The sequence below is a fragment of the Pseudoalteromonas sp. SCSIO 43201 genome (assembly GCF_023716725.1).
GTDB lineage: Bacteria > Pseudomonadota > Gammaproteobacteria > Enterobacterales > Alteromonadaceae > Pseudoalteromonas > Pseudoalteromonas peptidolytica.
This window is the reverse complement of sequence record NZ_CP072683.1, coordinates 1,829,745-1,854,996: the sequence shown is the minus strand read 5'-3', so window position 1 is coordinate 1,854,996 and position 25,252 is coordinate 1,829,745. Positions and strand designations below refer to the sequence as shown.

The window sequence follows — 25,252 nt, the reverse complement described above, 5'->3', positions numbered from 1 at the left end:
AATTGATCTTGTTGAGTAGCCCTTACTGGGATACAAAAAAGCCATACAAACTGTATGGCTTCAGAAGTTTTATTATTAACTAATTACCGAATCCACAAGCGCTTTTGCCGCTTGCTCCAACTCAGCAAGGTGTGAATCACCTTTAAATGATTCAAGATAAATCTTGTAAATATCTTCAGTGCCCGATGGCCGCGCCGCAAACCAGCCGTTTTCGGTGACGACTTTTAGACCACCAATCGCAGCACCATTACCAGGTGCATTAGTTAACACCTGAGTAATCTTATCACCTGCTAACGTATCTGCTTTGATGTTATCTGCGCTCAATCCCTTTAACTTTGCTTTTTGCTCACTGCTCGCTGGTGCATCAATGCGTTTATACACCGGCGCGCCAAATGCTTGCTCAAATGCCAAATAATGCTCAGATGGTGATTTTCCGGTTACGGCTAAAATTTCCGCCGCGAGTAACCCCATGATAAAGCCATCTTTGTCTGTACACCAAGTAGTACCATCTTTTCTCAGAAAAGCAGCGCCTGCACTCTCTTCACCACCAAACGCTAGTTCCCCTGTTGCAAGCCCACTTACAAACCACTTAAACCCAACAGGCACTTCGTAAACTTCACGACCATTTGCACCACACACTTTGTCAATCATGGCGCTAGATACCAAAGTTTTGCCAATTTTTATCGAGCTATTCCAAGTTCTGTGCTTGATCAGATAATCAATTGCCACCGCTAAAAAGTGGTTTGGGTTCATCAGACCATCTGGCGTGACAATACCATGCCTGTCGAAGTCTGGATCGTTACCAATACCAATATCATAGTCATCTTTTAACGCTATCAAATTGGCCATCGCATAGGGTGATGAGCAGTCCATACGCACTTTGCCGTCTTTATCAAGAGGCATAAATGCGAAACTGGGGTCAACTACATTATTTACTACGCTAAGATTCAACCCGTAGTGCTTAGCAATCACCGGCCAAAAGTTAATGCCTGAGCCGCCAAGTGGATCTACACCTATATTGACTCCTGCCTTGGCTATCGCCTCCATATCAATAATATTGCCTAAGTCCGCAACATAGGGGGTGATCAGATCTTCATATTTTATAAACCCTGAACGCTTGGCCTTTGCAAACGGAAATAACTCTACTTCAACCAGGTCTTCTTGTAATAATTGATTTGCTCTATCTTCAATCCACTTTGTGACATCGGTGTCTGCTGGGCCACCATTCGGTGGATTGTACTTAAAGCCTCCATCTTCTGGCGGATTATGTGATGGCGTCACGACAATACCATCAGCAAGCTCATGAGGGTGTGTTAAGTTGTGCGATACAATTGCATGGCTGATAACAGGAGTCGGCGTATAATCATCATTTTCTTGCGTGATCACCTGCACTTCATTTGCCACTAACACTTCGATAGCCGAATTAAAAGCAGCTTCCGATAAAGCATGTGTGTCTTTACCTAAAAACAGTGGGCCAAAGATATTGTTATTTTTACGGAAGTCACAAATAGCTTGAGTCACGGCTAGAATGTGTGACTCATTAAATTTGAAATGAAGTGAACAACCTCGGTGGCCACTGGTGCCAAAAGCAACACAATGCTCCGGATGTATTTCTAAATCAGGTTCATTCAAATAGTATGAAGAAACCAGCTTAGGAATATTAACTAACTGCTCTTGCGTTACCTTCTTACCTGCTTGCGGATGGATCGCCATAAGATTTCCTTACTTATAGGTAGTCTCTGATTTTTTCGGCAGCTTCATCTGTGTAACCTAACACCTTAGCTACTTCATGAAGCATCATTTTCTTTCTCGTTGTATTCGAGTTTGTCATTACCCAGTATTCACTATCAACAATATTTTTTGGATTCATACTGCTGCCGCTTTCAAGCAAAGCTTCTTTACTGGTTGCAAAATAAATCCGATCTCGACCTTTAATTTCGAGCACGTTGTTAAACTCAGATTTGTGGGTGCGATGTAGCGCTGAAAGTATAAATAAAAAGCGCCCTACAACTCCCTTTTGCATCGCTAATTCTTCTTTATTTAGAATATTAAAGACATTTGCAGCTGGTTTTGCAGGCTGGCTTTGCACTTTTGGTTGAGCCTCTTTTTCTGCTGTTTGAGCCTGCTCTTCTTCCTGCTGTAAGTTGGGTTTGGATTCTGTCCCAGAATTAAGTTTTAATAAACGACGTAAGATTTGCGAAGCACTTTCTCCAATACTTTGAGTATTACTTGCAATGTATTGATATAGCTCGTCATCTATTTCTATCTTTTTCATGCGTTTCCTGTCATCTATGCTAATTAGGAGCAACTCATTTCAATTGTCACGTAGTATATCCAAATTTAGCTTATTACTCTATGGCTTTGCATTTTTCCTCTTCAATGTCACAATTACCCGCAAATTTGGAGGAAGCATGCTGGTAAACTACCAACAAACTGGTGACGCAACAAACCCTGCCGTTATCATTATACATGGGCTGTTTGGGTCCCTTGAAAATTTAAACGTCGTCGCAAGAGCACTCGCATCGAATTTTAATGTGATCAATGTCGATTTGCGAAATCATGGCCGGTCATTTCACGATGCTGATATGTCCTATCCTGTGATGGCCAATGACATCAAAATACTGCTTGACGAGTTAAAGCTAGACAAAGTCCACCTCGTTGGTCACTCTATGGGGGGAAAAGTCGCCATGCAGTTTGCACAGTTATTTGCTGAGCAAGTTGATAAATTGGTTGTTTTAGACATCGCCCCTGTAGCTTATCACTCTCGACATGATGCAATTATTGCCGCATTAAATGAAGTACAACAACGCCAAGTATCTAGCCGCAGCGAAGCAGATGGCATTATGTCTACCTATATAGACACCCCAGGCGTACGTCAGTTCTTGCTCAAAAGCTTAGCTAAAAATGAAGCTGGACAGCTTGCATGGCGCTTTAATTTAGATGTAATTACCGAAAAGTACGACACAATAACAGACAACATTAATGAATCTCATTCTTGTTTGTGCGATACTTTGTTTATCAAAGGGAATAATTCAGATTATATCCTTCCAGAACATAAAGATAGCATCGCGCGTCTCTTTCCTAACGCCCGAGCAAAAATAATACAAGGTGCAGGCCACTGGCTACATGCAGAAAAACCAGATGCGGTAAATCGTTCAATTATTGATTTTATTCAATAAAACAAATCGATTTGCCGTTATAAACTTAATTTATGCATGTAGATTGTGATATAGTAGCCGCCGTTTAAATATTGAGTAGAGCTCAGATGGTCAGTCAATTTATAAATGAATTTGAAACGCTAGGGCTATGGTTTGCGCTAGCAGGTATATTCTTTTTCATCGGTATGGCAATTCAAGACGTACTGAAAAAAGGCGATGTACCAAAGTTCGGACGTTATATTGTATGGCTCGTACTGTTTCTAGGCTGTTCAGGTTTTATCGCTAAAGGTCTGATCCAAGTATTTTGGCAAGGCGCAGGTGTGGGATAATGGCCAAAGCGGAGACAGATAGAACGACCATTGACTTATTTGAAAATGAAAAACGTCCCGGGCGTCCGAAGACAAACCCGCTTCCTCGAGAAGTGCAGTTAAAGGTTAACAAGCGCAATCAAATAAAAAGAGATCGTGCTCGTGGTCTAAAAAGAGTAGAATTTAAGGTTTCATCAGAGTTATATCAAGCGCTAAGTGATATGGCTGAGTCGCAAAACATTAGTCGAAGTGCACTCATAGAGACCATCTTACAAGAAAAGTTAGCGGTTAATAGATAGAAGGTAAGCAATTAATGGCAAGCGTAGGTATTTTTTTCGGCAGCGATACTGGTAACACTGAACACGTTGCTAAAATGATTCAAAAAGAGCTGGGCAAAAAACTGGTAGACGTAAAGGACATTGCAAAGAGCAGTAAAGAGGAAATTGCTGAATTTGATTTACTCCTTTTTGGGATCCCGACTTGGTACTACGGTGAAGCACAGTGTGATTGGGATGACTTTTTCCCTGAGTTAGAAGAAATTGATTTTGAAGGTAAGCTAGTCGCTATCTTCGGTTGTGGTGATCAGGAAGATTATGCCGAGTACTTCCTTGATGCAATGGGTATGATCAACGACATCGTTTCCGAGCGTGGCGCTATTGTGATTGGCCATTGGTCAACTGACGGCTACGATTTTGAAGCATCTAAAGCTGTTGTAGAAGACGGTAAATTTGTTGGCCTTGGTATTGATGAAGATCGTCAGCCTGAGTTGACAGAGCAGCGTGTTAAACAATGGTGTGCGCAAGTATACGATGAAATGTGCCTAAGCGAGTTGGAAGATTAATCCATTTGCTTTGCACTTGTTGCCCTAGCAAGTTATTCTTAGGTTTAGCGTCGTGAATATTGACCTAAGACAAATTATAACCAACAGATTGAGACAGATTTAATGACTGATCACAACTTAGAGCTTAAAAAGGCTGGTTTAAAAGTAACACTGCCACGTATCAAGATTTTAGAAATCCTTCAATCTCCTGATAATCAACATATCAGTGCAGAGGATGTATATAAAATCCTTTTAGATAAAGGTGAAGAAATTGGACTCGCTACAGTATATCGAGTATTAAACCAATTTGATGATGCTGGGATTGTCACACGCCACCACTTTGAAGGCGGTAAATCTGTATTCGAACTTTCTGGTAGCACACACCATGACCATTTGGTATGTTTAAAATGCGGCAAAGTTGTTGAGTTTGAAGATGACGTCATCGAAACAAGACAAGAAGAAATTGCCAGCGATAATGGTATTAAACTTACCAACCACTCACTTTATTTATATGGTGAATGTGAAGATAAAGAAGCTTGTAAGAAATACGCAGAAGAAAATGGTAATTAACCAAATCTTTTGCCTCTTTAAGCAATAGGCCAGCGTTAAGCTGGCTTTTTTGTATTCAAAATTGATTTTCTTGTGTAGAGGAAATTAATACCAATTATCTTAATTGAGTGGTCTATATTGAGGCGAGAAAACCTTGTCGATAACTCCGCTAACGCGACCTGTTAGCGTCAGATTTACTCCTTCAAATTGAGCAAGTATTAAGTCTAATTGGTATAACGTGTAGCATCAGTTCGTTTAACTATACCAATTAGTATCACACGCTTGATGACATAAATGCTTTTGGGTTTTTTGGAAAAAAGCTATCAGGTTGGCGCTCGCATAAGTCAAACTCACGTGTGTTCTTGTAAGGAAGCTTCATAAAGCCCGCTACACCATAATCTTGAATGCTAACAGCGTACTGCATGATCCGAGTCAATAACGATTTAAACTGTGCTTCTTTATTGGCGTCAAGTAGTCGGTAGTAATAGTGAATTTTCATCCTATCTTGTAAAGATTCAAAAATGATGCAACCAGTATGGTGAATTTGATTGAGTTCGAACACACATTGGATGATCTGTTTTGGAAGCTGAAGCTGCTCATCAGGGTCTTTACCGTCTTCAAAATAGGAGTGTGGCCGTGTAATTTCATTACTTGATATGTCACTGACACTATATTCGAGCTCAGGAAGTTGTTCAAATTGAAAAGCACTAGTGCCGTCACGAGTCAATTGAATAGTTTGACGCGCGTCGAACAAGCAGCATTTAAACAAACCTTTTTGTTTTATCCCCTGTGCAATCATTACGGCGGCGTTCAACGCGTCTTTAAATGCCAGATTCAATGTTTCATCGTGTAAAATCAGGCTTGACTCGACAAATACTTGAGTATCTTTCCAGTGAAAACTCAAGCCACCTACTACAGGATATTTTGCCAAACGGCTGATAGACGCCAAAAACGCTTTCTCGGTGTCGCCGGTATCAAATAAAAACTCTTTATAGTATCTGTCGAGCTGCGCATCATTTACATCTCTTAGATTGTGCTTATCGTCAGCACGGCGCAAAAACTGCTTTCGGGAGCTATATACTACCGTTTCTGGCTTTACTTCAGTCTCATGTGTCCAAAATGGGATGCGAGATTTTTTTTCTGAAAGGATTAACTCTGGCAGATACATTTTCGCCATTGCAGGCATGTTACGCACAAAGTAATCCCCTGCACTGTCTCTCGTTGCTTTGTCTTTGCTAAGCATGCCATCCAGCACTTGGGCAAATACCTTGGGAAGCCCCAGAGCGCTGGCTGGGAGTACCTTTGCGCCAAACCGACATGATTGTGCACTTGCCAGCGCATAAATTGTTGATGCTACTCCTTGCTCATCAAAGCGTGGCGAAGACTGCGCCCCTGACATTTGCTCATCACCAATAAAATAAACATCTCCCATCCTAGCATTGGTTGTGCTCACATCAGATGACATCAAGTCCATAATATTACTCGCGATAGGCTCACCGAAAATATCGACTTGCGCATAAACCGAGCTACCCCAATCTACTAAGGAGAAATTATCTGTCGCCTCATCCCAGACAATATTAGATGGTTTTATATCTCCGTGTACAATAGGCTGAGGAGACATGCCATTGCGGCGCTCACGTAGGTCAACCAATACGTTTCTCAGTTTCAAAGCAAGACTTACTAATTCATGCGCTTGAAAGCGGCCTTTCCTGAGCGAGATTTTCTCTAAATCTTCTCCTGGCGCACGCTCCATCATTAAAATACCTTGCTTTTTTGCTCGCTCAAACGCATAAAACTTAGGGATCATTGGATTGTCAAGTTGCGACAACATGTAACCTTCGTCTTCAAGCCTGTCGCGAACACTTTGGGCAAGTGTGATCCGAGAAAATTTAAACACCCACTCCTTGCCAATATCACTTGTACCTGCGAATACAAAACCAAATGCACCAGATCCAATCACCTCAACGTTTTTATAGCCAAGTAGACTCAGTTGCTTTTTACAAATATTAAGCCACTGACGGTGTTTTTTTGCGTCAATATGAGACAGTAGATAAATAGACTGTTGCTCATTGATATAAAAGTGCTGGATGGATTTTTCAGACATAATATCGGATAACGAAAAGGCTATAAAAAAGGCCGACATAAGTCGACCTCATCAAGAGTTAACCTTGCTGTTCTATCTTAGCCCACGAATCACGCAGACCAACAGTTTGGTTAAACATCAGCGCTTCTGACTTATTGTCACGGCAGAAGTAACCTAAGCGCTCAAACTGATAACCTTGCTCTGGTTTTGCGTTTGCAAGTGCAGGCTCTAGTTTAGCATAAGCAATAGTCACCAAAGAGTCTGGGTTTAATACTTCCGTAAAATCATCAGCTGCAGCAGGGTTTGGTACCGTAAACAAACGGTCATACTGACGCACTGGCGCTTCGATACAATGTGAAGCAGATACCCAGTGAATTACGCCTTTCACCTTGCGACCATCTTCCGGGTTTTTACCTAAAGTATCAGGGTCATAGCTACAGTAAATTGTCGTAATATTACCGTTTTCGTCTTCTTCAATACGCTCAGCTTTAATCACATAAGCGTTACGAAGACGTACTTCTTTACCTAGCACCAAACGTTTGAACTTTTTATTCGCTTCTACGCGGAAATCTTCTTGTTCAATATAGATTTCGCGCGTAAACGGCAACTCACGCTCGCCCATCTCTAATGTAGGATGATTAGGCGCTCGAAGCATTTCAACTTTATCTGCGTCAAAATTTTCAATCACTAACTTAACAGGGTCAAGTACCGCCATAGCACGTGGTGCATTTTCGTTTAGGTCGTCACGAATACACGCTTCAAGCATACCCATTTCAACCATGTTGTCCATTTTGGTTACACCAATGCGCTTACAAAATTCACGAATAGCGGCAGGTGTATAACCACGACGACGAAGACCTGCAATCGTCGGCATACGTGGGTCATCCCACCCTTCAACATGATTATTTACAACTAGATCATTAAGCTTACGCTTTGACATTACTGTATATTCGAGGTTTAAGCGAGAAAACTCAATTTGCTGCGGGTGACACTCGATGCTGATATTATCCAATACCCAGTCGTACAAACGGCGGTTATCTTGGAATTCTAGTGTACATAGTGAATGCGTGATCCCTTCAAGCGCATCGGAAATACAGTGCGTAAAGTCATACATTGGATAAATGCACCACTTATCACCAGTTTGATGGTGGTGGGCAAAACGTACTCGGTAAATAATCGGGTCGCGAAGCACCATGAATGAGCTTGCCATGTCAATTTTAGCGCGCAGTACACATTCACCCTCTTTAAACTCGCCATTTCTCATTTTTTCAAATAAGGCTAAGTTTTCTTCCGGTGACGTATCACGATAAGGGCTATTTTTGCCCGGCTCAGTTAACGTTCCACGATATTCACGCGCTTGCTCGGGAGATAAAAAACAAACATACGCTTTACCGTTTTCAATTAGCTCTACGGCGTAGCTGTACAACTTGTCGAAATAGTTTGATGAATAACAAATCTCACCATCCCACTCAAAGCCAAGCCACTGAACATCCTCTTGAATAGATTTAACGTAGTTGATGTCTTCTTTTTCTGGATTGGTATCATCAAAACGTAGGTTACACTTACCTTGATAATCTTGGGCAATACCAAAATTTAAGCAAATTGATTTTGCATGACCAATATGCAAAAAGCCATTTGGCTCAGGTGGAAAACGTGTGTGCGTAGACGCATGTTTGCCACTGGCAAGATCCGCATCAATAATGTTGCGAATAAAGTTTGATGGGCGATTTTCAGTTTCCGCCATAGGAAATCTTTCCTCTGAATTATGCTCTAAGTTAACCTCGGCATTATTACAAAAACTTAGCCGAACTTACAGCAATTATCTGCGCTGTATCAGGATTTATTCATTAGGTTAAGTATTAATCAGCTTTTTGTGACAAATTTTGTTCTAGCGCAATATTTCCTTCACAACTTCATCCTATAGTTGCGCCATTAAAGTACTCAACCACCGAGTATTGCTTAAATTACGTTACCTAGGAAAGGACAAAGTAATGGCTTCAATGAATTTAAATCGTGTTTACATCTCAACTAAAGCTAGAAACAACCAATATATTCTTGCCGAGTTTAAGCCGGACGATAAATTTTATGCGTGTTTTGACTCTGTTGCAGCATGTTACGAGCGCTTATCTCGCCAATTATTTGCACTGTGTGATGAATATGAATTACATAATGTTCATGTTATCGCCAATGATAAGTTACCGGTCGTTCGATATCATGATGAAGCCTACACCATGCAAACCGACAAACAAATTTTGTTTTTTTATAACCCTAAATTTCATGAAGCGCACCAAACCTATCTCGGTGATGGTTATCAAGCACGCAAAATTCGCTTGCTATTTTTAGCCACAGGTAATGAATTACGTGCCAATGCAGCACACTTTCATAACAAAGTAAAAAAAGTACTGGATGCGCTTAAAGACGGCTTCTCTTCTGTAGAGCCACAGTTTAGAGTGCGAGACCATCAACACTTGACCTACGACGTATTTGCAAAAGCAAAGGGTGACAAGGAGTCTTATGGCTATAAGCTAAGAGCCTTGTACCCACGTTATCAAGCTCGGCACTGTGCCTTGCCTGATGTACACAGTGAAATGACTTATGTAACGTTTAATATTCCTGTGTCTCGTGCAATCAAAACTGAATTTCAAAGCCAAATGCGCTCAGGTGATTACGGACAATTCTACCGCACACTTGAAGATGCGTTTTTATCTGCCTGCGCGGACAAACAGCTCAATATGGTAGCCATGGTAGCAGATGGGCGTTTACCGATTGTTAGAAGTGCAAAAATCGATAAGTCCGATACTAACCGAGAACTGCAAAAGTTAAGTTTTAATACCAGCTCAGATGATCACCAAATTTATTCACTATTTGATGAAACACACCTGGTAGATACTCTGCGTTTTGTTATTGTCGCCAATGACAAGGATAAAAAAGACATGGGCTATGGCCGTTTTATGAATCACGTAGAGACTGCAATAAAACGCTTCGTCGCTCAACTACCCATCAATATCGAGAAACAAGATGTCAATGTGCGTTTCTTTCAACACATAAGTTACGACTACTAAGTGCAACGTTTGGGCGCTCACCTTCTTGGTGCTGCGCTCCTTGCTAAGGCAGTGAAATATGTTCGAGCTTATCTTCAGGGATCGTAGCAAATTTCCCTCCTCGCCAATCTTGTTTGGCTTGCTCAATACGCGCTTTGCTAAATGATACAAAATTCCAATCTATATACGGCGTTTTCGAAAAAGCTTGTCCTCCGAGTAATATCACACGACTGTTTTACTAAAGTGTAATTTTATATCGTCCTCTTCAAGTAATATAAACGATTGTGATCCATAAGATGTATTTGACACCTCTACTTCACCATAGATCACATATATGCCGATTTCTTGTGATTGATTTGGTCTTTCAAGATAGCTGCCAGCCTTTGCCATCACATCTACGTAAAACATTGGAGAAAACGTTGGTACAGGCGCATGCAATCCATAAGCACTCCCTATAATGACTCTTGTCATCACTCCATCGAGTTGTCTTGTTGGTAGCTGCATTCGATTGACATGTGAAAAACTCGGATCAATTTCAGCATAATCTTCAGGAAGCGCGACCCAACATTGCAAACCATGGATAGCATGGGGTTGCGCTTTGGTTTCAAACGACTCTCTCTCCGAGTGCACAATGCCACGCCCTGCAACCATCCAATTTACATCCCCAGGATGGATCTCAAGTTGATTCCCAAGAGAGTCACGATGGAGCAAGTTACCTTCAAACAAATAAGTGAGGGTTGCAAGCCCAATATGCGGATGCGGCCTTACATCGATACCATCACCAATACTGAATATGCCGGGTCCCATTTGATCAAAAAAGATAAAAGGACCTACCATGCGTTTGGCGCGCTGCGGAAGCACGCGGTTTACTGCAAGACCACCGATATCATGTGCTTTGCCATTTAGTTGAATTGCCATTACTTTGCTCCATCATGTTTTGTTTTATTATGGAGCTCAGTAACCAGAAGTAAAATGCGCAATTAAAGATACAAGCATTCTAGAAAATAGAATCACACCGCTTTATGCCAAGTGAGGCCTGAATATGGTTGCTGCTGCAAACTTTTTAACCGACTTTGCAAACTACCACTATGGATCTCAAGTTTGTGATGATCTGGGTCGAAAAAATACAAAGAATCTCCCTCACTGCTGTTTTCTTTCCACACCCCAACCCCATTTTCTAATATCGTTTTAGAAAAAGCCGTAAAGTCTTCAGCGGTAATGTTAAACGCTATATGGCTATAATCTGAGCTCGGAGCGGGCTCTCCCAAAGATAAACAAAGCCATACATCACCGAGACTTAAATACGCGCCTTTATCCCAAGATACCCATAGTTCAAACCCTAACAAACCAGAATAAAAGTCTACTGATGTCTTGAGGTTAGATACAGCTATTGTTATGTGATTTAAGCCTGTTAGCATGTCCATCTCCCTACAAATGAAAAAAGCCGCGACCAAAGGTACAACGGCTTTAACAACCAGAATTATTTTTCTTGATGTAGGCTAGCTACAAAAAGAAGCGTTACAGCGCCTGCTCAAGCTCAGGTAACGCATCAAAAAGATCCGCAACCAGACCGTAGTCAGCCACTTGAAAAATCGGGGCTTCTGGATCTTTGTTGATAGCAACAATGACCTTAGAATCTTTCATACCAGCAAGATGCTGAATTGCGCCACTGATCCCAACTGCAATATATAAGTTAGGCGCCACAATCTTTCCGGTTTGGCCAACTTGCATATCATTAGGCACAAAGCCCGCATCAACAGCAGCACGCGATGCACCAATCGCAGCCCCTAGTTTGTCAGCAATACCATTTAGCAAAGCAAAGTTTTCACCGTTTTGCATACCACGGCCGCCTGAAATAACAACCGGTGCCGCAGTTAATTCAGGGCGCTCAGATTCAGTTTGTTCAATGCTCACAAACTCACTCACTTGAGAGGCAATACTTTGCGAGCGCGCTTCAATGTCACATGCAGCTTGCGTATCAGCGGCATCAAATGCTGATGCGCGTACAGTAATGACTTTTTGCGAGTCTAGTGATTTCACGGTCGCAATTGCATTACCTGCATAAATTGGACGCTTAAAAGTATCAGCATCAATTACATCGATAATTTCAGAGATCTGCGATTTGTCTAATAACGCCGCAACACGTGGCGCGATATTTTTACCTGTGGTAGAAGCTGAAAACAAAATGTGCGAAAAGTCACTTGCTAACTCAACAACCAACTCAGATGTATTTTCTGCCAATTGGTGTGCGAATGACGCATCGTCAACTGCTACTACTTTCTGTACACCTGCAATCTGAGCTGAGTGATCCGCAGCCTCGGCAATGTTGTGACCTGCAACTAATACGGTAACGTGGCTTGCGATTTTTGTTGCAGCAGCAACCACCTTAGCGGTTTCCGGTTTTAGTACACCACTTTCGTGCTCAGCAATAACTAATACGCTCATGAGATCACCTTTGCTTCTGTTTTTAACTTGTTTACTAGCTCTTCAACACTCTCAACCATCACGCCACCAGAGCGCTTGGCTGGCTCTTCAACTTTTACCAGCTCAATACGGGGAGCTAAATCAACGCCTAATGAATCCGCAGTGATTACATCTAGTGGTTTACGCTTGGCTTTCATAATATTTGGCAGTGAAGCATAACGCGGTTCATTCAAACGCAAGTCTGTTGTCACCACAGCTGGTAGTGATAGCGACACTGTTTGCAACCCGCCATCAACTTCACGCGTCACTTGCACCTTATTGCCGTCAACTACAACTTTAGAGGCAAAAGTGCCCTGAGCACGCTTAGTTAACGCCGCAAGCATTTGTCCCGTTTGATTGTTGTCTGAATCAATAGACTGTTTGCCTAGAATAACCAGTTCTGGGCTCTCTTGTTCGACGATTTTGGCTAGCAGTTTTGCGACGTGCAAAGATTCAAGTTTTGCATCTGACTCAATATGAATTGCTTTATCCGCACCGAGGGCAAGTGCTGTTCTTAGCTGTTCTTGGCAAGCTTTGTCACCGATAGATACCGCTATAACTTCAGTTGCGGTTCCTGCTTCTTTTAAGCGCACTGCTTCTTCAACTGCAATTTCACAAAACGGGTTGATTGCCATTTTTACGTTGCTCAAATCAACATCACTGTTGTCAGGTTTGACTCTTGCCTTTACGTTGTAATCAATCACGCGTTTGATTGGCACAAGTACTTTCATGGTTACTCCATCATCTGGTTATTCTCTAAGCTGACGTCTACGTCAACAAATTATTTTGCTGGATTCAGACTACTTCCTGTTGACGTAAACGTCAACCTCAAATAACCTTAGTTTAACGAAATTCAAACTAAAGCCTCTCTTTAGTTAATCTACCGTCAAATAGTGTGAGGTTAATTATGGTCGAACGAGAAACCATGGAGTTTGATGTTGTGATAGTAGGTGCAGGCCCCGCGGGCTTATCCTGCGCTATCCGACTCGCTCAACAGGCCCAGGAAAAACAAAAAGAATTAATGATTTGTGTAGTCGAGAAAGGCTCTGAAGTCGGCGCACACATTTTATCGGGTGCCGTATTTGAGACTAAAGCACTAGACGAGCTGATCCCTGATTGGGCTGAAAAAGGTGCACCAATAACCACTAAAGTCACCGGTGATGATATTTATTTATTCAAAGATGAGCACAGCGCCACCAAATTGCCACATTTACTTGTGCCTAAAACATTTAAGAATGAAGGTAATTATATTGTTTCAATGGGGAATGTATGCCGTTGGCTCGCTGAACAAGCCGAACAGCTTGGAATTGAAATATTCCCAGGCTTTAGTGCCCATTCATTGATCATTGAGGACAAGCAAGTAAAAGGTATAGTTACCGGAGATATGGGTCTTGATAGGAAGGGTCAGCCAAAAGATAGTTACATGCCAGGTATGGAACTCAGAGCAAAGTACACGATTTTTGCAGAGGGTTGCCGAGGCCATTTAGGTAAATCACTCATCTCAGAATTTGAGCTTGATAAAGAAGCTTCTCCTCAACACTATGGCATCGGCTTCAAGGAAATTTGGCAAGTTGACCCAAGCAAACACAAAGAAGGCCTTGTGGTTCATGGCACAGGTTGGCCACTTGACAACAGCACCCATGGCGGCTCTTTTATGTACCATGGAGAAAATAACCAAGTCGTAGTCGGACTCATTATTGACCTTAATTACTCAAATCCCCACTTGAGTCCATTTGATGAATTCCAGCGTATGAAACATCACGACACCTTTGCCCAAGTTCTTGAGGGTGCTGAGCGCGTTGCATATGGTGCTCGTGCCATCGCAAAAGGTGGCTTCCACAGCTTGCCTAAAATGCACTTCCCAGGCGGATTACTTATCGGTTGTGATGCAGGTACTCTCAATTTTGCTAAAATAAAGGGTAACCACACTGCAATGAAATCTGGCATGCTGGCTGCTGATGCTATCATTGACGCCCTAGAGCAAGAGCATGCCCCATCAGATCTCGCAAGCTTTGCAGATCTGTTCAAAGCGAGTTGGCTTTACGATGAACTTTATCAGTCTCGTAATTTTGGTCCAGCAATGCATAAGTTAGGCCGTATTATGGGCGGAGCCTATAATATGATCGACCAAAATATTTTTTCAGGCTCACTACCATTTACCATTAAAGATGAACATGCTGATCATGAGCAGCTTAAGCTGGCATCGAAATCCAAAAAGATAAATTATCCAAAACCAGATGGTAAATTAAGCTTTGACAAACTTTCCTCTGTATTTTTATCGAATACCAATCATGAGGAAGTACAACCATGTCACCTTCAATTAAAAGATTCTGATATTCCAATCAAAGTTAATTTAGCGAAGTTTGACGAGCCAGCACAACGATACTGCCCAGCGGGCGTTTATGAAGTCAATGAAAATGAGCAAGGCGAAAAACAGTTTGTCATTAATTCGCAAAACTGTATTCATTGTAAAACCTGCGATATCAAAGATCCGAGCCAAAATATTACTTGGGTGACGCCAGAAGGCGCTGGAGGTCCAAACTATCCCAACATGTAGTACTAATTTATCCTAAATTGCGGGGGCGAAATGCCCCTTTCTTTCCTATACTTAGCTTAAAGTCATCGGAACTAGAGCTAAACCTATGTCGCAACAGTCCGTCACCTTCAGATTTTTAGCAGAGCCTACTGATGTCAACTTTGGCGGCAAAGTACACGGTGGGATGGTCATGAAATGGATAGATCAAGCTGGATACGCTTGCGCCGCTGGTTGGAGCGGCAGCTATTGTGTCACCGTTTCAGTGGCAGGTATGCGTTTTCATCGTCCGATTTTAGTTGGTCAAATCGTTGAGGTGTCCGCGCGCATTGCGCATACTGGCAATACGAGCATGCAGATCTTTATACAAGTCCGCTGTGGAGACCCAAAAACTCAAAGGTTGGTCGAAACCAATCACTGCATCATCAGCTTTATTGCCATGGATCAAGCAGGATACCCCATTCAGATCCCGCAATTTAAGGCGAAAACAGAAGAAGATAAAAAGTTAGAAGCGTATGCGGTAAAAATGAAAGAGATCGCTATCCAAACAGAGTCTTTACTAGAGCAAACATTGAGCGACAAATAATTCTGATCAAAAGACAACAATAAAGCATCAAGTACTTGCTGAGTCTAGTGCCGGCAGGCATCAACAAAAAGGCTAACTATATGCGACATACCTCAGCAACACGCTGCTTATGTAAGCAAAAGCTTAATTTTGATATCACCATGGCCTTTCAGCCGATCGTTGATATTAACTCCAAGTCGATATTCTCTTATGAAGCACTAGTGAGAGGAAAAAACGGAGAGAGCGCGTTCGAGATATTAAGCAATGTCAATGAAGATAACCTATATGCCTTTGATCAGCGTTGCAGAGTAACTGCGATTGAGACGTTTTCAGCGCTGAGCCAAACGGATAATCTCAACATTAATTTTATGCCGCAAGCTATTTATGAACCTCAAGCTTGCCTCGAGACTACCATAAAAAGTGCCAAACGATGTCAGTTTCCAACGAAACAGATTATTTTTGAAGTAACCGAGCAAGAGCAAGTGATTAGCCGCTCTTTTCTCACAACAATTTTCAAAACATATAGAGAGAATGGATTCAAGACTGCTATTGATGATTTTGGTGAAGGGTATGCTGGCCTTAGCTTGCTTAGTGGGTTTCAACCTGATCTTATTAAACTTGATATGTCGCTGATCACTGATATTCAAAACAATCATGCTAAGCAAGCTATTCTCAAAGGCATGATTGTCACCTGTGATATGCTCAATGTGAAGCTACTCGCAGAGGGAGTAGAGACTCGGGCTGAATACGAGTATCTCAAGCAGGCTGGACTAACCTTGTTCCAAGGTTACTACTTTGCCAAACCAGTTATAGAGTCGCTTCCCACAGTTGACTGGCATAAAGTCTGATACACCCGAGCGAGGACAACACAGAGAGTAATCACTAGAATATTTTAGCTCATATTATTTAAATAGGTATCAGTGAGTTGCTTATTTTTTGACATCATTCACGCTTAAGTTTTGTTCTTGATGCTTACTAATTAGTCATAGCTGTGGTAGGATCCGCGCCGAATTTTTTGGCTTAGGTTGGTTTGTGGTGAGAAATGTACAATTTTTAGTAGTAGACGACTGTTTAACAGTGCGCAATCTTGTACGTAACATCATCCATACTCGCTTGGGCTCAGACAAAGTCATCCTAGCGACAAATGGTGTGCATGCTACTCAAATTCTAGAGTCTCACCCGATTGATATTATTATTTCAGATTGGAATATGCCTGAAATGAATGGCGAGGAACTACTATATCATGTCCGGAACAATCACCAGCTAAAAGATATTCCATTCATCATGATGACCTCCAACGGCGGCCGCGATTTTGTCATTACAGCAATACAAAACGGAGTAAGCCATTTTGTCGTTAAACCATTCAAAGCTGAAAAACTAGAAGCAGCTGTTAACAAATCATGGAATAGTGCAAGCAAACGCCAATCTACTCGACACTCAGCGCTACCTCCACATAAGGCGCTGATATACTCGGGACGCACTCTTATCAATGGACAAATTACAAACATTAGCCGAACAGGTATGCAGCTACAAGCTCCCTATTCTGAAGCATTAAAATTATTCCAAACGACCAAGTTTGACGTTACATTCGAGCACGATACCGGCTTAACACTACTGAATTTAGCCGCTCTACACGGCACTATCGTGCGCATTGAAGTAAACGATGAGCGGGTAAAGGACTGTCTCTTTGGTGTTAGATTTGATCTAGAGGCATTTTCAGAGACAACTCAAGTTAGCGTTGACGCGTTGTTGGACTTCTTAGATAAGCAAGCACCTGACGAAGTCAATAACGATCATTAAACCTACTAGTAGCTTCCGCCTTTGGTATTAAAGTAGATTTCGCGCTAGTGTAAATATCACCTTTTCACTTGCAGCAATAGCCTCTTGCTTACTTAAATTCCCTTCTTTTAGTAGTTGTACGCTCACTTTTTCTGCTTCTTGACTGAGTAAAGTATCTAATTCTTTGGGACTAACTACACCATCGGATAAGTTTGACACGATAGCTTGTAGTGATGCGCGACGATTTGAAATTGCGCTTATCAGTATAGGTCTGAGTGGCGACGAATGGCATAGGGCTTGTTGGCAGCTTTGATGAACTTTTTTATAAAATTCCATGACAACTATATACCATTTCTTATTTTTTGCGCTCGAAGCTTTTCCTTTAGCCCTTGAATAGGCTTAATCTCAGCGACGAGTTTTTTATATTCGTGCGCACGGGTACCAAGAATTTTATCGCACTGATGCTGTGAATTGTCATTAAGTTGGTAAAATAACTGTTGCTTATCCATAGAGAGAGAATCAATCTTATTTTGTTTACAACTTTATACTAAAAATCAAAATAAAATAATTACACCACATTACAGCGATGGCACCCTTTTGAGATTTTGTGAAAAACACAATTGATAGTAAACTCACGCTACTTAGATTTAGATAGAGAAAACGGTGGAACCTGTCAAAATTCAGCCCATTGGCTATATTCAATCACCTTACAAACAAAAATTCGCTATTCCAAGACAACCAAGGCTTGTCCCTGAAGCAAAAGCCAAGTTGCGCTTTGTCGGCGAATTTAATCGCGAAGAATTTGTTCGTGGGATTGACGAGTTTACGCATATTTGGCTGCTATTTCGTTTCCATGAAACGGCTGATAAAGGTTATTCTGCTCTCGTTCGTCCACCAAGATTAGGTGGTAATGAACGCAAAGGTGTATTTGCGACTAGGGCAACTTTTAGACCTAATGGCATTGGCATGAGTGCAGTAAAACTCGAGGGTATTGAATACAAAAATGGTCAACTAGATTTATTATTATCTGGAATTGACCTATTAGATGGTACACCCATTATTGACATCAAGCCATACCTTCCATACTCAGATGCCTTGGTGGATGCTACCGCAGGCTTTGCAGACACCAGACCTGAAACACAAATGTCAGTCAGTTTTTCAGATGATGCTGCAACCTTTATCGAAAAGCAAAAACAATACCCAGAACTAAAACAGTTTATTACGAACGTACTTAAACAAGATCCTCGCCCTGCATACAAGAAAAAACGTGCATCACAACAGAGCTATGGTATGAGTTTATATGATTATAATATCCGCTGGAGCGTAGATGGTGAGCACAATCATGTCACTGAGATTTCGTCAGCTAAATAGTGAACACCGCAGCTTACCAATAAACTACTAAATTATGAAAATGTTTAGGTATTAAAGCTTTTTAAGCGGCAATAGCACTGCTAGAATAGCCGCTAATAAGAGAACAATAAGTAACTTATACTGGAATAAGAATGCGTACAAGTGAATATATATTGGCGACTCAAAAAGAGACGCCGTCTGATGCCGAAGTGGTAAGCCATCAGTTAATGCTTAGAGCGGGTATGATCCGTAAACTTGCATCTGGACTTTATACTTGGCTGCCATCAGGCTTAAAAGTTTTCCGCAAAGTCGAAAGAATTGTCCGCGAAGAAATGGACAAAGCGGGAGCGATTGAGCTTCTCATGCCAGTGATCCAGCCAGCAGAGTTATGGGAAGAGTCTGGTCGTTGGGAGCAGTTTGGTCCTGAACTTTTACGTATTAATGACCGTCACGGCCGCCCTTTTGCGCTGGGCCCAACACATGAAGAAGTGATCACGGATCTTGTACGTCGCGAAATTAATAGCTATAAACAACTTCCAATCACACTTTACCAAGTGAGCACAAAAGTGCGTGACGAGGTTCGTCCACGCTTTGGCGTAATGCGTGCACGTGAATTCACCATGAAAGATGCTTACTCATTCCATATGAGTGATGAATGTCTTGAAAAAACCTATCATAAGATGTTCCAAGCTTACTGTAACATTTTTGATCGTTTAGGCGTTGACTACCGCCCAGTTATCGCAGACAGCGGTTCAATTGGTGGTAACTTATCGCACGAGTTCCATGTACTTGCAGAGTCTGGTGAAGATGCTATCGCATTTAGTGACGATAGTGATTATGCGGCAAACATTGAGAAGGCTGAAGCGCTAGCGCCAACTGAAGCTCGTCCAGCCCCAAATAAAGAGCTCAATAAATTTGACACGCCGGAAGCTTTCACCATCGCAGAGCTAAAAGCAAAGCATGGCGTGAAACCGCACCGTGGCGTCAAAACACTTATTGTGTATGGGGCACCAAATGAAGATGGTCATCGTGGTCTTGTCGCGCTTATTGTTCGTGGCGATCATGAATTAAATGAACTCAAAGCTGAAAAACTAGCACTAGTCGATTCACCACTTGAAATGGCGAGCGAAGAAGATATCGTCAAGGCAATTGGTGCAAAACCTGGTTCACTGGGCCCTGTTGGTCTTTCAATGCCTATTATCGTAGATCGCAGTGCCGCAGTAATGGCAGACTTTGTAGCTGGTGCAAACAAAGATGGTGTTCATTATAGTGGTATCAACTGGGACAGAGACGTAAACGACTATACTGTTGAAGACATACGTAACGTAGTCGAGGGCGATCCAAGCCCTTGTGGAAAGGGTAAAATCCTGATCAAACGCGGTATAGAAGTTGGTCACGTATTCCAGCTTGGTACAAAGTACTCAGAAGCGATGAAAGCCGGTGTCCTCGGTGAAGAAGGTAAAAACCAAACATTGACCATGGGCTGTTATGGTATTGGTGTTTCACGCATCGTTGCCGCGGCAATCGAGCAGAATAATGACGACTACGGTATCAAGTGGCCTGTTGCCATTGCGCCATTCGAACTTGCTATCGTGCCAATGAACATGCACAAGTCTCACCGTATCCCTGAGATAGCAGAGAAATTCTATACAGATCTGCAAACTAAGGGTATAGATGTATTATTTGACGACCGTAAGGAGCGTCCTGGCGTTATGTTTAACGATATGGAGCTTATTGGCGTACCGTATACCTTAGTAATAGGTGAGCGCAACCTTGATGAAAATAAGGTTGAGTTGAAAAACCGCCATACTGGCGAAAAGTTAATGCTTGATATTGAGTCTGCGGTAGACACTATCGTTAATGCAATTAAAAGCAAATAAGTACGCTTGAGTTTCCAATAGAGGGGCATTCTTTTGTCTGCCCCTTTGTCATATTACCTTCTTCTAATTGCCCTGTATCTGTCACCTTTACCTCTTAGCATTATTATTATTACGCTAAAGAGTCAGGCCATGAAAACAACGTACTATCCGAGTATTTGGATCTCAGATGTCCATTTAGGCTACAAGGACTGTAAAGCAAAGTTCTTGTTAGATTTCCTCAACAAAACAGAATGTGATGTACTATACCTAGTGGGTGATATTGTTGATCTATGGTCAATGAAACGCCAATTCTTTTGGGATCCCTCTCATTATCAGGTATTGGAATGTATACAAAAAAAAGCTGAAGCTGGTACTCGCGTTATTTACATTCCCGGTAATCACGATGAAACCTTTAGGCATTATGGCGGACAAACACTCTTTAAAGTCGAAGTACACAAAACCTTCATTCATACCACTTCGGCAGGTAAACGCTTTTTACTGCTACATGGTGATGACTTTGATTCAGCAACTCGCTACAACAAACTGATCAGCCTCATTGGTGACACCGCTTATGACTTTTTATTGTTTTTAAATCGTTGGACCAATCGTGTACGACGGTTATACGGAGGCCATTATTGGTCACTGGCATCTTGGCTTAAACAACGTGTACATAAGGCGAGAGAAGCTATTGCAGCTTTTGAAAATGCCGCTATTCATGAAGCGAAAAAGCAAGGCGTTGACGGTATTATCTGCGGGCACATCCACCAGCCTGAGATCCGTGTCGTAGACGGCATCGTTTATTGTAATGATGGTGATTGGATAGAGAACTGCACAGCATTGGTAGAAAACCAAGCTGGTCGTATCGAGTTGCTGCATTGGTCAGACGTACAATCTGTCCTCAGTGTCGTTGAAATGGAAAGTATGGAAACCAATAATGTTAAAGCCGCTTAATTAGCGGCTTCTTTTTAATCACTCATCCTTTAATAGCTTATGCAGTAAATCGATGCGCTTATTAGTACGCTTATTTTGCACGTATGCCTGAGCGTTTAAGCTCATCATCAGGATCAGCAGTATGTATAAAATAGGTTTTTCGATAATTTCTGGATAACAATATACCAAAAATACGACTGCCGTTAGCATACCTGCACTTTGATAGAATCGCTGTTTATTGTTAGGCCGCAGCGAGATAAATTCTCTTAGTGTCGCTTCCTTTTGCAACATTTCCTCAGCCAAAGCCTGAGGATAATCCTGATTGTGTTTCATATTTAGTGTTTATACCTAGTGTTAGCACAGTGCATTTTTTGCACTTATCTGAGCTTTTTGCCATGTTGGCTGTATTATATTAGTCTTCATGCTTGCTTAGTTTGAAAAAACGAATAAACAGCAAAGTGTTTATTTTGGCGATAGAAAATAGCTCACTTATTTAAGATGATTGGTATTACATATGTCGTCATTGCCCAAACAATTATACCTAAAATAAAGACAAGGATACCATATTTAAAGTGTTTCACTATTGGGAAAACCGCTTTATTCGTATGCGCTACCGACAGCGGATACTGCCAATGCGTTAACGCTAGCAGAAGTGGCTCGGCTTCTACGCTCATGCCAGAGAGTGAGACCGTCGTGCCGTATTCTGTGTCAAATACTAACTCAACAATATGATTACGACGAGTAGAAGCGGCTAATCTATCTAGGTCACTGACCGTGAATGTATTCCAGTGTGCTTTAATACTTTTAACTTCGCCCTTGTTTACCTTTCGAGGCTGTTTATCTTTAAACAGTAACGCGGGTAGCAATAGGCTGTCTTTCTCAACCTCAATTTCGTTACAGGGAGAATGATAAACAAAATAGTGTTTATTACTGATAAGCACACACGTCAACCAGTAGCTCAAATAGGTGAGCACCAACAATACTAAACCCGCTACATAATTTTGAGATGAGTAAAGCACAGCGCCAGTCATAAAACCAAAGCCCCCTACTACCATCCAAGCAATATGGCGCTTCTCCCGTGGTGTTGGTAGTGCGCATCGTAATACTGGAAAGCACGCCTCAATCGCTCTATTATTTCTCATAAATGAAGGAAATAACTCAGCAAGAGTTACTGGGGTCTCACGCGCTGCTCCGTCAGTATAGGAAGCTCCAGTTTGACCTTTGTTTTGATCAAAACCTACTCCTGACAATATCTCGTCAAGTTGGCTGGTTTGCTTCAAACACGAAAACGAATAGATGGCAGGCCGCTTACCATTAGCAAGGTAGCTAATGCCTAAATAACTGAGCTGTTTATTCCCCTCCACTGACATGTCAGTTACCGTTTTAAGTGGTATTAGAGATTGATGTATTGTCCAAATGTTTCTACTTAGCACCGACAGTTGCTTTGTGATCACAACTTGTTTTTTAAAAGGATCAAACGTTAAGCGATGACAGTATGAAAATAGCACCAAGGCAATGATTAAGTAGACCAGCGCTTCGATGAAACTTGAAGTGAAAAAATGCAGCACTGACGATAACAACAATAACATTGCAATGCCGCTAGTTACTGTTTCACTGACAGACTTTAGTTCTGTGGTTGATGTCATCTTTACATTCCTTGAGTGACAAATATTGAAGCTTAAAACTTCCGCCCGCTATCCTGAAACTAACCTGAAGTCGGGGTAAACATTATGACGAGTTTAAGTTAACTACAACTCCGGCATGTATTAAGGCGCTAATCGTACAGAAAAACGCCATAATTCTCAATAATTACTGCTGCCTTGTACTTTACCTAAACAGTACAGTTTCTTTATTAAACCACTTGACGCAGCAGACAAGGAGACCTGCTGCTAATACCGCTGATGCACCAAATATCAGAGCAACATAGCTATAATCAACGGTGCCTTTAATGATTTCTTTTATGGCCAACGCAACATTAGTTATGGGGATCAAGGCCGTCTTAGCCGTCAATTCCATATTTGGCATTAAAGACATCACTATGGGAATAAAAATCCCCATACTCAGTGGCCCCATATAGTTTTGTGCTTCTTTAAAGGTTCTTGCGTAAATGGAAATAGCCAATGTCAGTGATGACAGCATAACTGCAACTGGCAGTAGCAATGCAAAAATTAAGACAAAGTCCATCATGGCCACCGAAGAAAAAGCAGTTTTAATGACATCAAGCTCGACGAAACGACTCGCTATCCCAATCCACAACGCCATACTAGAGACCGTAATAAGGGCACAGAATATTGAACTACTCAGTACAGTTAAAAACTTTCCTAATACCAATTCAGTGCGAGAAATTGGGGTCAATAATAGCGTCTCTAAAGTACCACGCTCTTTCTCTCCTGCACCTAAGTCTATTGCCGGATAACTCGCACCCATCAGCACTAATGGGATAAGCATGTAAGGGATAAATGCACCTAACTTTTCACCTAAGTTTTCACGCTTATCCGCAGTATCTACCTTGGTAATTGAAATAGGTTGTAAAACAGCAGCTTGCTGCTCTTGAGATAATCCCAAAGCGGCTAATTTCAATGCTCTAAGTTCATCGGAAAATGACATTGCCAGTTTAGATAAACGGTCATAAATAAAGTTAATCGATTGGGCATCATTGAACACTATTTTCCATTCGCTTTTAATGCCCGACTCTAAGTTTTTCGCAGGATCAGCGGGGATAAATATCCCCACATCAATCACACCATTACGGACAGCGTCACTGAGCGCTTCAACACTATCAAGTGCTAGTTCTCCATTATATTTTTTAAAACTTTTATGATAAAAAACTTGTTCTGAAAACTTTTCGGCAAAGGACTCGTTCACAATATAGTACGTATGCACTTCCTGTTTTGCTTCCATCGCGGCTTGTGATGCCATAAACCCTACTAATGCCATGATCACGGGAAACACGAGCATGGGTAGGGCTATCACGAAAAATAGTGTTTTACGGTCGCGCAGAAGCTCCCTGAGCTCTTTCAAAAATACTTCAAACATGCGCAGCTCCCGTTAATAAATTCAAAAATGCTTGGTTTAGCTCGTGACTTTGGCCTTTGGTTTTAAATTCTGCAAGGCTGCCATCGAAACAGGTTATCCCCTTGTCAATTACAGACACTCGGTCACACAACAGTGCCACTTCATCTAAATGATGAGTTGAGAATATAACGGGTGTGCCAGCTGATTTAAGGTCACGGATAAATGAGATTACGGTTTGCGTAGTCATAATATCAAGCCCCGTAGTTGGCTCGTCTAACACCACCACCTTGGGGTTATGCACTACTGCTCGTGCAATATTTGTTTTTTGCTTCATTCCAGTCGACAAATGCTCTGCTCTTTTATCTAGAAAAGTTTCCATTTCCAAGCGTTGAAACAGTGCATCGCATCTGGCTTTTAGCGCTTTTCCTTTTAATCCATGAAGTCGAGCAAAGTATTCTACATTTTCTTTGGCTGTAAGACGGCCGTATAGCCCCGTTGAACCAGAGAGAAAGCCTATTGCCTTACGCGCCACAACTGGCTTTTTTACAATATCCTGACCGTCAACCAAAATAGTGCCATCGTCTGGGGTTAGTGCAGTAGAGAGCATACGCAAAGTTGTGGTCTTTCCTGCTCCATTTGGCCCCAGTAGACCCAGTACCTCTCCCTCACCACAGTGTAGGTTCACCTCCTCCACACTGTGGAAAAAGCCATCTCGCTCTCGAGGATCTGTCTGACTCTTTTTCTTTTTATGTTCGCGAGTTAGGGCAAAACGTTTTTTTAGTCCGCTAATAGCTATCAT

At 41.8% G+C, this 25,252-nt stretch carries 27 protein-coding genes; 13 read left to right on the top strand and 14 right to left on the bottom strand.

Annotated features, from left to right (window positions below):
* Window positions 1-75 precede the first annotated feature (75 nt).
* Window positions 76-1,713 carry a phosphoglucomutase (alpha-D-glucose-1,6-bisphosphate-dependent) gene (gene pgm, locus J8Z24_RS08035; protein ID WP_147389691.1) on the bottom strand — a complete coding sequence of 546 codons (1,638 nt, stop codon included), beginning with the start codon at window positions 1,711-1,713 and terminating at the stop codon, window positions 76-78.
* Between the two features lie 13 nt (window positions 1,714-1,726).
* Window positions 1,727-2,275 carry a replication initiation negative regulator SeqA gene (gene seqA / locus J8Z24_RS08030; protein WP_147389689.1) on the bottom strand — a complete coding sequence of 183 codons (549 nt, stop codon included), beginning with the start codon at window positions 2,273-2,275 and terminating at the stop codon, window positions 1,727-1,729.
* Between the two features lie 136 nt (window positions 2,276-2,411).
* Here seqA and J8Z24_RS08025 point away from each other — a divergent pair, with 136 nt between their 5' ends.
* The 5 genes from J8Z24_RS08025 (at window position 2,412) to fur (ending at window position 4,856) form a co-directional block, all read left to right on the top strand.
* Window positions 2,412-3,179, top strand: coding sequence for an alpha/beta fold hydrolase (locus tag J8Z24_RS08025; protein WP_176031707.1), 768 nt, complete (start codon window positions 2,412-2,414; stop codon window positions 3,177-3,179).
* A gap of 86 nt (window positions 3,180-3,265) precedes the next feature.
* Window positions 3,266-3,487, top strand: a complete 222-nt coding sequence (locus J8Z24_RS08020; protein ID WP_010372701.1) for a DUF2788 domain-containing protein — start codon at window positions 3,266-3,268, stop codon at window positions 3,485-3,487.
* The gene (ybfE, locus tag J8Z24_RS08015) at window positions 3,487-3,765 is read left to right on the top strand and encodes a LexA regulated protein (RefSeq protein WP_010372698.1); all 279 of its coding nucleotides are present in this window, start codon (window positions 3,487-3,489) and stop codon (window positions 3,763-3,765) included. The genes J8Z24_RS08020 and ybfE overlap by 1 nt, the downstream gene beginning before the upstream one ends.
* Window positions 3,766-3,779: 14 nt before the next feature.
* Complete coding sequence (gene fldA / locus J8Z24_RS08010; protein WP_125251413.1) at window positions 3,780-4,307, top strand: flavodoxin FldA; 528 nt, start codon at window positions 3,780-3,782, stop codon at window positions 4,305-4,307.
* A gap of 102 nt (window positions 4,308-4,409) precedes the next feature.
* The gene (gene fur, locus J8Z24_RS08005) at window positions 4,410-4,856 is read left to right on the top strand and encodes a ferric iron uptake transcriptional regulator (RefSeq protein ID WP_125251414.1); all 447 of its coding nucleotides are present in this window, start codon (window positions 4,410-4,412) and stop codon (window positions 4,854-4,856) included.
* Between the two features lie 253 nt (window positions 4,857-5,109).
* On the opposite strand, the gene J8Z24_RS08000 is transcribed toward fur, so the two are convergent.
* Together J8Z24_RS08000 and glnS are read right to left on the bottom strand one after the other, a co-directional pair.
* A complete protein-coding gene (locus tag J8Z24_RS08000; RefSeq protein ID WP_128729687.1) occupies window positions 5,110-6,939 on the bottom strand; it encodes a protein kinase domain-containing protein in 1,830 nt (609 codons plus the stop codon).
* A gap of 58 nt (window positions 6,940-6,997) precedes the next feature.
* Window positions 6,998-8,662, bottom strand: coding sequence for a glutamine--tRNA ligase (gene glnS / locus J8Z24_RS07995; RefSeq protein WP_252095578.1), 1,665 nt, complete (start codon window positions 8,660-8,662; stop codon window positions 6,998-7,000).
* A gap of 247 nt (window positions 8,663-8,909) precedes the next feature.
* Here glnS and J8Z24_RS07990 point away from each other — a divergent pair, with 247 nt between their 5' ends.
* Window positions 8,910-9,980 carry a DUF3083 family protein gene (locus J8Z24_RS07990; RefSeq protein ID WP_176031705.1) on the top strand — a complete coding sequence of 357 codons (1,071 nt, stop codon included), beginning with the start codon at window positions 8,910-8,912 and terminating at the stop codon, window positions 9,978-9,980.
* Window positions 9,981-10,023: 43 nt separating this feature from the next.
* Here the strand turns inward: J8Z24_RS07990 and J8Z24_RS07985 are convergent, their stop codons facing one another.
* From J8Z24_RS07985 to J8Z24_RS07965, 5 genes are all read right to left on the bottom strand, one after another.
* A complete protein-coding gene (locus J8Z24_RS07985) occupies window positions 10,024-10,185 on the bottom strand; it encodes a pirin-like C-terminal cupin domain-containing protein (protein ID WP_252095577.1) in 162 nt (53 codons plus the stop codon).
* Window positions 10,182-10,877, bottom strand: a complete 696-nt coding sequence (locus J8Z24_RS07980; RefSeq protein ID WP_252095576.1) for a pirin family protein — start codon at window positions 10,875-10,877, stop codon at window positions 10,182-10,184. The genes J8Z24_RS07985 and J8Z24_RS07980 overlap by 4 nt, the downstream gene beginning before the upstream one ends.
* 92 nt (window positions 10,878-10,969) lie before the next feature.
* On the bottom strand, window positions 10,970-11,377 hold the full coding sequence (gene fos / locus J8Z24_RS07975) for a fosfomycin resistance glutathione transferase (RefSeq protein WP_128729676.1): 408 nt from the start codon (window positions 11,375-11,377) through the stop codon (window positions 10,970-10,972).
* A 100-nt stretch (window positions 11,378-11,477) separates the two neighbouring features.
* Window positions 11,478-12,404, bottom strand: coding sequence for an electron transfer flavoprotein subunit alpha/FixB family protein (locus tag J8Z24_RS07970; protein WP_147390559.1), 927 nt, complete (start codon window positions 12,402-12,404; stop codon window positions 11,478-11,480).
* Window positions 12,401-13,153, bottom strand: coding sequence for an electron transfer flavoprotein subunit beta/FixA family protein (locus J8Z24_RS07965; protein WP_125251420.1), 753 nt, complete (start codon window positions 13,151-13,153; stop codon window positions 12,401-12,403). Before J8Z24_RS07965 ends, J8Z24_RS07970 begins: the two co-directional genes overlap by 4 nt.
* A gap of 176 nt (window positions 13,154-13,329) precedes the next feature.
* Here J8Z24_RS07965 and J8Z24_RS07960 point away from each other — a divergent pair, with 176 nt between their 5' ends.
* The 4 genes from J8Z24_RS07960 to J8Z24_RS07945 all read left to right on the top strand — a co-directional run bounded on the left by J8Z24_RS07960 (window position 13,330) and on the right by J8Z24_RS07945 (window position 17,320).
* A complete protein-coding gene (locus tag J8Z24_RS07960) occupies window positions 13,330-14,979 on the top strand; it encodes an electron transfer flavoprotein-ubiquinone oxidoreductase (RefSeq protein ID WP_147390557.1) in 1,650 nt (549 codons plus the stop codon).
* A gap of 85 nt (window positions 14,980-15,064) precedes the next feature.
* Window positions 15,065-15,541: an acyl-CoA thioesterase gene (locus J8Z24_RS07955; RefSeq protein ID WP_125251422.1), complete on the top strand. Its 477-nt coding sequence runs from the start codon at window positions 15,065-15,067 to the stop codon at window positions 15,539-15,541.
* An 80-nt stretch (window positions 15,542-15,621) separates the two neighbouring features.
* Entirely contained in the window at window positions 15,622-16,368 is a 747-nt protein-coding gene (locus J8Z24_RS07950) for an EAL domain-containing protein (RefSeq protein WP_125251423.1), read from the top strand.
* Between the two features lie 187 nt (window positions 16,369-16,555).
* Window positions 16,556-17,320, top strand: a complete 765-nt coding sequence (locus tag J8Z24_RS07945) for a response regulator (RefSeq protein ID WP_128729679.1) — start codon at window positions 16,556-16,558, stop codon at window positions 17,318-17,320.
* Between the two features lie 27 nt (window positions 17,321-17,347).
* Here the strand turns inward: J8Z24_RS07945 and J8Z24_RS07940 are convergent, their stop codons facing one another.
* Entirely contained in the window at window positions 17,348-17,635 is a 288-nt protein-coding gene (locus J8Z24_RS07940) for a hypothetical protein (protein WP_125251425.1), read from the bottom strand.
* Window positions 17,636-17,962: 327 nt separating this feature from the next.
* Between J8Z24_RS07940 and tsaA the strand changes: the two genes are divergently transcribed.
* The 3 genes from tsaA (at window position 17,963) to J8Z24_RS07925 (ending at window position 21,459) form a co-directional block, all read left to right on the top strand.
* Window positions 17,963-18,670, top strand: a complete 708-nt coding sequence (gene tsaA, locus J8Z24_RS07935; RefSeq protein WP_128729680.1) for a tRNA (N6-threonylcarbamoyladenosine(37)-N6)-methyltransferase TrmO — start codon at window positions 17,963-17,965, stop codon at window positions 18,668-18,670.
* Between the two features lie 131 nt (window positions 18,671-18,801).
* Window positions 18,802-20,529, top strand: coding sequence for a proline--tRNA ligase (locus J8Z24_RS07930; RefSeq protein ID WP_176031702.1), 1,728 nt, complete (start codon window positions 18,802-18,804; stop codon window positions 20,527-20,529).
* 129 nt (window positions 20,530-20,658) lie between these two features.
* Window positions 20,659-21,459 carry a UDP-2,3-diacylglucosamine diphosphatase gene (locus J8Z24_RS07925; protein WP_128729682.1) on the top strand — a complete coding sequence of 267 codons (801 nt, stop codon included), beginning with the start codon at window positions 20,659-20,661 and terminating at the stop codon, window positions 21,457-21,459.
* 18 nt (window positions 21,460-21,477) lie between these two features.
* Here the strand turns inward: J8Z24_RS07925 and J8Z24_RS07920 are convergent, their stop codons facing one another.
* From J8Z24_RS07920 to J8Z24_RS07905, 4 genes are all read right to left on the bottom strand, one after another.
* The gene (locus tag J8Z24_RS07920; RefSeq protein WP_176031701.1) at window positions 21,478-21,771 is read right to left on the bottom strand and encodes a hypothetical protein; all 294 of its coding nucleotides are present in this window, start codon (window positions 21,769-21,771) and stop codon (window positions 21,478-21,480) included.
* Between the two features lie 152 nt (window positions 21,772-21,923).
* The gene (locus J8Z24_RS07915; RefSeq protein WP_176031700.1) at window positions 21,924-23,084 is read right to left on the bottom strand and encodes a hypothetical protein; all 1,161 of its coding nucleotides are present in this window, start codon (window positions 23,082-23,084) and stop codon (window positions 21,924-21,926) included.
* 181 nt (window positions 23,085-23,265) lie between these two features.
* Window positions 23,266-24,474 carry an ABC transporter permease gene (locus tag J8Z24_RS07910; protein WP_128729685.1) on the bottom strand — a complete coding sequence of 403 codons (1,209 nt, stop codon included), beginning with the start codon at window positions 24,472-24,474 and terminating at the stop codon, window positions 23,266-23,268.
* On the bottom strand, window positions 24,467-25,252 hold the full coding sequence (locus tag J8Z24_RS07905; protein WP_125251432.1) for an ABC transporter ATP-binding protein: 786 nt from the start codon (window positions 25,250-25,252) through the stop codon (window positions 24,467-24,469). Before J8Z24_RS07905 ends, J8Z24_RS07910 begins: the two co-directional genes overlap by 8 nt.

What these genes read in the sequence shown, in the direction of transcription:
- J8Z24_RS07950 (WP_125251423.1), top strand. Translation starts at nt 15,622, where the DNA reads ATGCGACATACCTCAGCAACACGCTGCTTATGTAAGCAAAAGCTTAAT.
- pgm (WP_147389691.1), bottom strand. Translation starts at nt 1,713, where the DNA reads ATGGCGATCCATCCGCAAGCAGGTAAGAAGGTAACGCAAGAGCAGTTA.
- ybfE (WP_010372698.1), top strand. Translation starts at nt 3,487, where the DNA reads ATGGCCAAAGCGGAGACAGATAGAACGACCATTGACTTATTTGAAAAT.
- J8Z24_RS08025 (WP_176031707.1), top strand. Translation starts at nt 2,412, where the DNA reads ATGCTGGTAAACTACCAACAAACTGGTGACGCAACAAACCCTGCCGTT.
- seqA (WP_147389689.1), bottom strand. Translation starts at nt 2,275, where the DNA reads ATGAAAAAGATAGAAATAGATGACGAGCTATATCAATACATTGCAAGT.
- glnS (WP_252095578.1), bottom strand. Translation starts at nt 8,662, where the DNA reads ATGGCGGAAACTGAAAATCGCCCATCAAACTTTATTCGCAACATTATT.
- J8Z24_RS07940 (WP_125251425.1), bottom strand. Translation starts at nt 17,635, where the DNA reads ATGGAATTTTATAAAAAAGTTCATCAAAGCTGCCAACAAGCCCTATGC.
- J8Z24_RS07980 (WP_252095576.1), bottom strand. Translation starts at nt 10,877, where the DNA reads ATGGCAATTCAACTAAATGGCAAAGCACATGATATCGGTGGTCTTGCA.
- J8Z24_RS07990 (WP_176031705.1), top strand. Translation starts at nt 8,910, where the DNA reads ATGGCTTCAATGAATTTAAATCGTGTTTACATCTCAACTAAAGCTAGA.
- J8Z24_RS07905 (WP_125251432.1), bottom strand. Translation starts at nt 25,252, where the DNA reads ATGATAGCTATTAGCGGACTAAAAAAACGTTTTGCCCTAACTCGCGAA.
- J8Z24_RS07970 (WP_147390559.1), bottom strand. Translation starts at nt 12,404, where the DNA reads ATGAGCGTATTAGTTATTGCTGAGCACGAAAGTGGTGTACTAAAACCG.
- J8Z24_RS07960 (WP_147390557.1), top strand. Translation starts at nt 13,330, where the DNA reads ATGGTCGAACGAGAAACCATGGAGTTTGATGTTGTGATAGTAGGTGCA.
- J8Z24_RS07910 (WP_128729685.1), bottom strand. Translation starts at nt 24,474, where the DNA reads ATGTTTGAAGTATTTTTGAAAGAGCTCAGGGAGCTTCTGCGCGACCGT.
- J8Z24_RS07925 (WP_128729682.1), top strand. Translation starts at nt 20,659, where the DNA reads ATGAAAACAACGTACTATCCGAGTATTTGGATCTCAGATGTCCATTTA.
- J8Z24_RS07930 (WP_176031702.1), top strand. Translation starts at nt 18,802, where the DNA reads ATGCGTACAAGTGAATATATATTGGCGACTCAAAAAGAGACGCCGTCT.
- J8Z24_RS07920 (WP_176031701.1), bottom strand. Translation starts at nt 21,771, where the DNA reads ATGAAACACAATCAGGATTATCCTCAGGCTTTGGCTGAGGAAATGTTG.
- fos (WP_128729676.1), bottom strand. Translation starts at nt 11,377, where the DNA reads ATGCTAACAGGCTTAAATCACATAACAATAGCTGTATCTAACCTCAAG.
- J8Z24_RS08020 (WP_010372701.1), top strand. Translation starts at nt 3,266, where the DNA reads ATGGTCAGTCAATTTATAAATGAATTTGAAACGCTAGGGCTATGGTTT.
- fldA (WP_125251413.1), top strand. Translation starts at nt 3,780, where the DNA reads ATGGCAAGCGTAGGTATTTTTTTCGGCAGCGATACTGGTAACACTGAA.
- J8Z24_RS07965 (WP_125251420.1), bottom strand. Translation starts at nt 13,153, where the DNA reads ATGAAAGTACTTGTGCCAATCAAACGCGTGATTGATTACAACGTAAAG.
- J8Z24_RS08000 (WP_128729687.1), bottom strand. Translation starts at nt 6,939, where the DNA reads ATGTCTGAAAAATCCATCCAGCACTTTTATATCAATGAGCAACAGTCT.
- J8Z24_RS07915 (WP_176031700.1), bottom strand. Translation starts at nt 23,084, where the DNA reads ATGACATCAACCACAGAACTAAAGTCTGTCAGTGAAACAGTAACTAGC.
- J8Z24_RS07955 (WP_125251422.1), top strand. Translation starts at nt 15,065, where the DNA reads ATGTCGCAACAGTCCGTCACCTTCAGATTTTTAGCAGAGCCTACTGAT.
- fur (WP_125251414.1), top strand. Translation starts at nt 4,410, where the DNA reads ATGACTGATCACAACTTAGAGCTTAAAAAGGCTGGTTTAAAAGTAACA.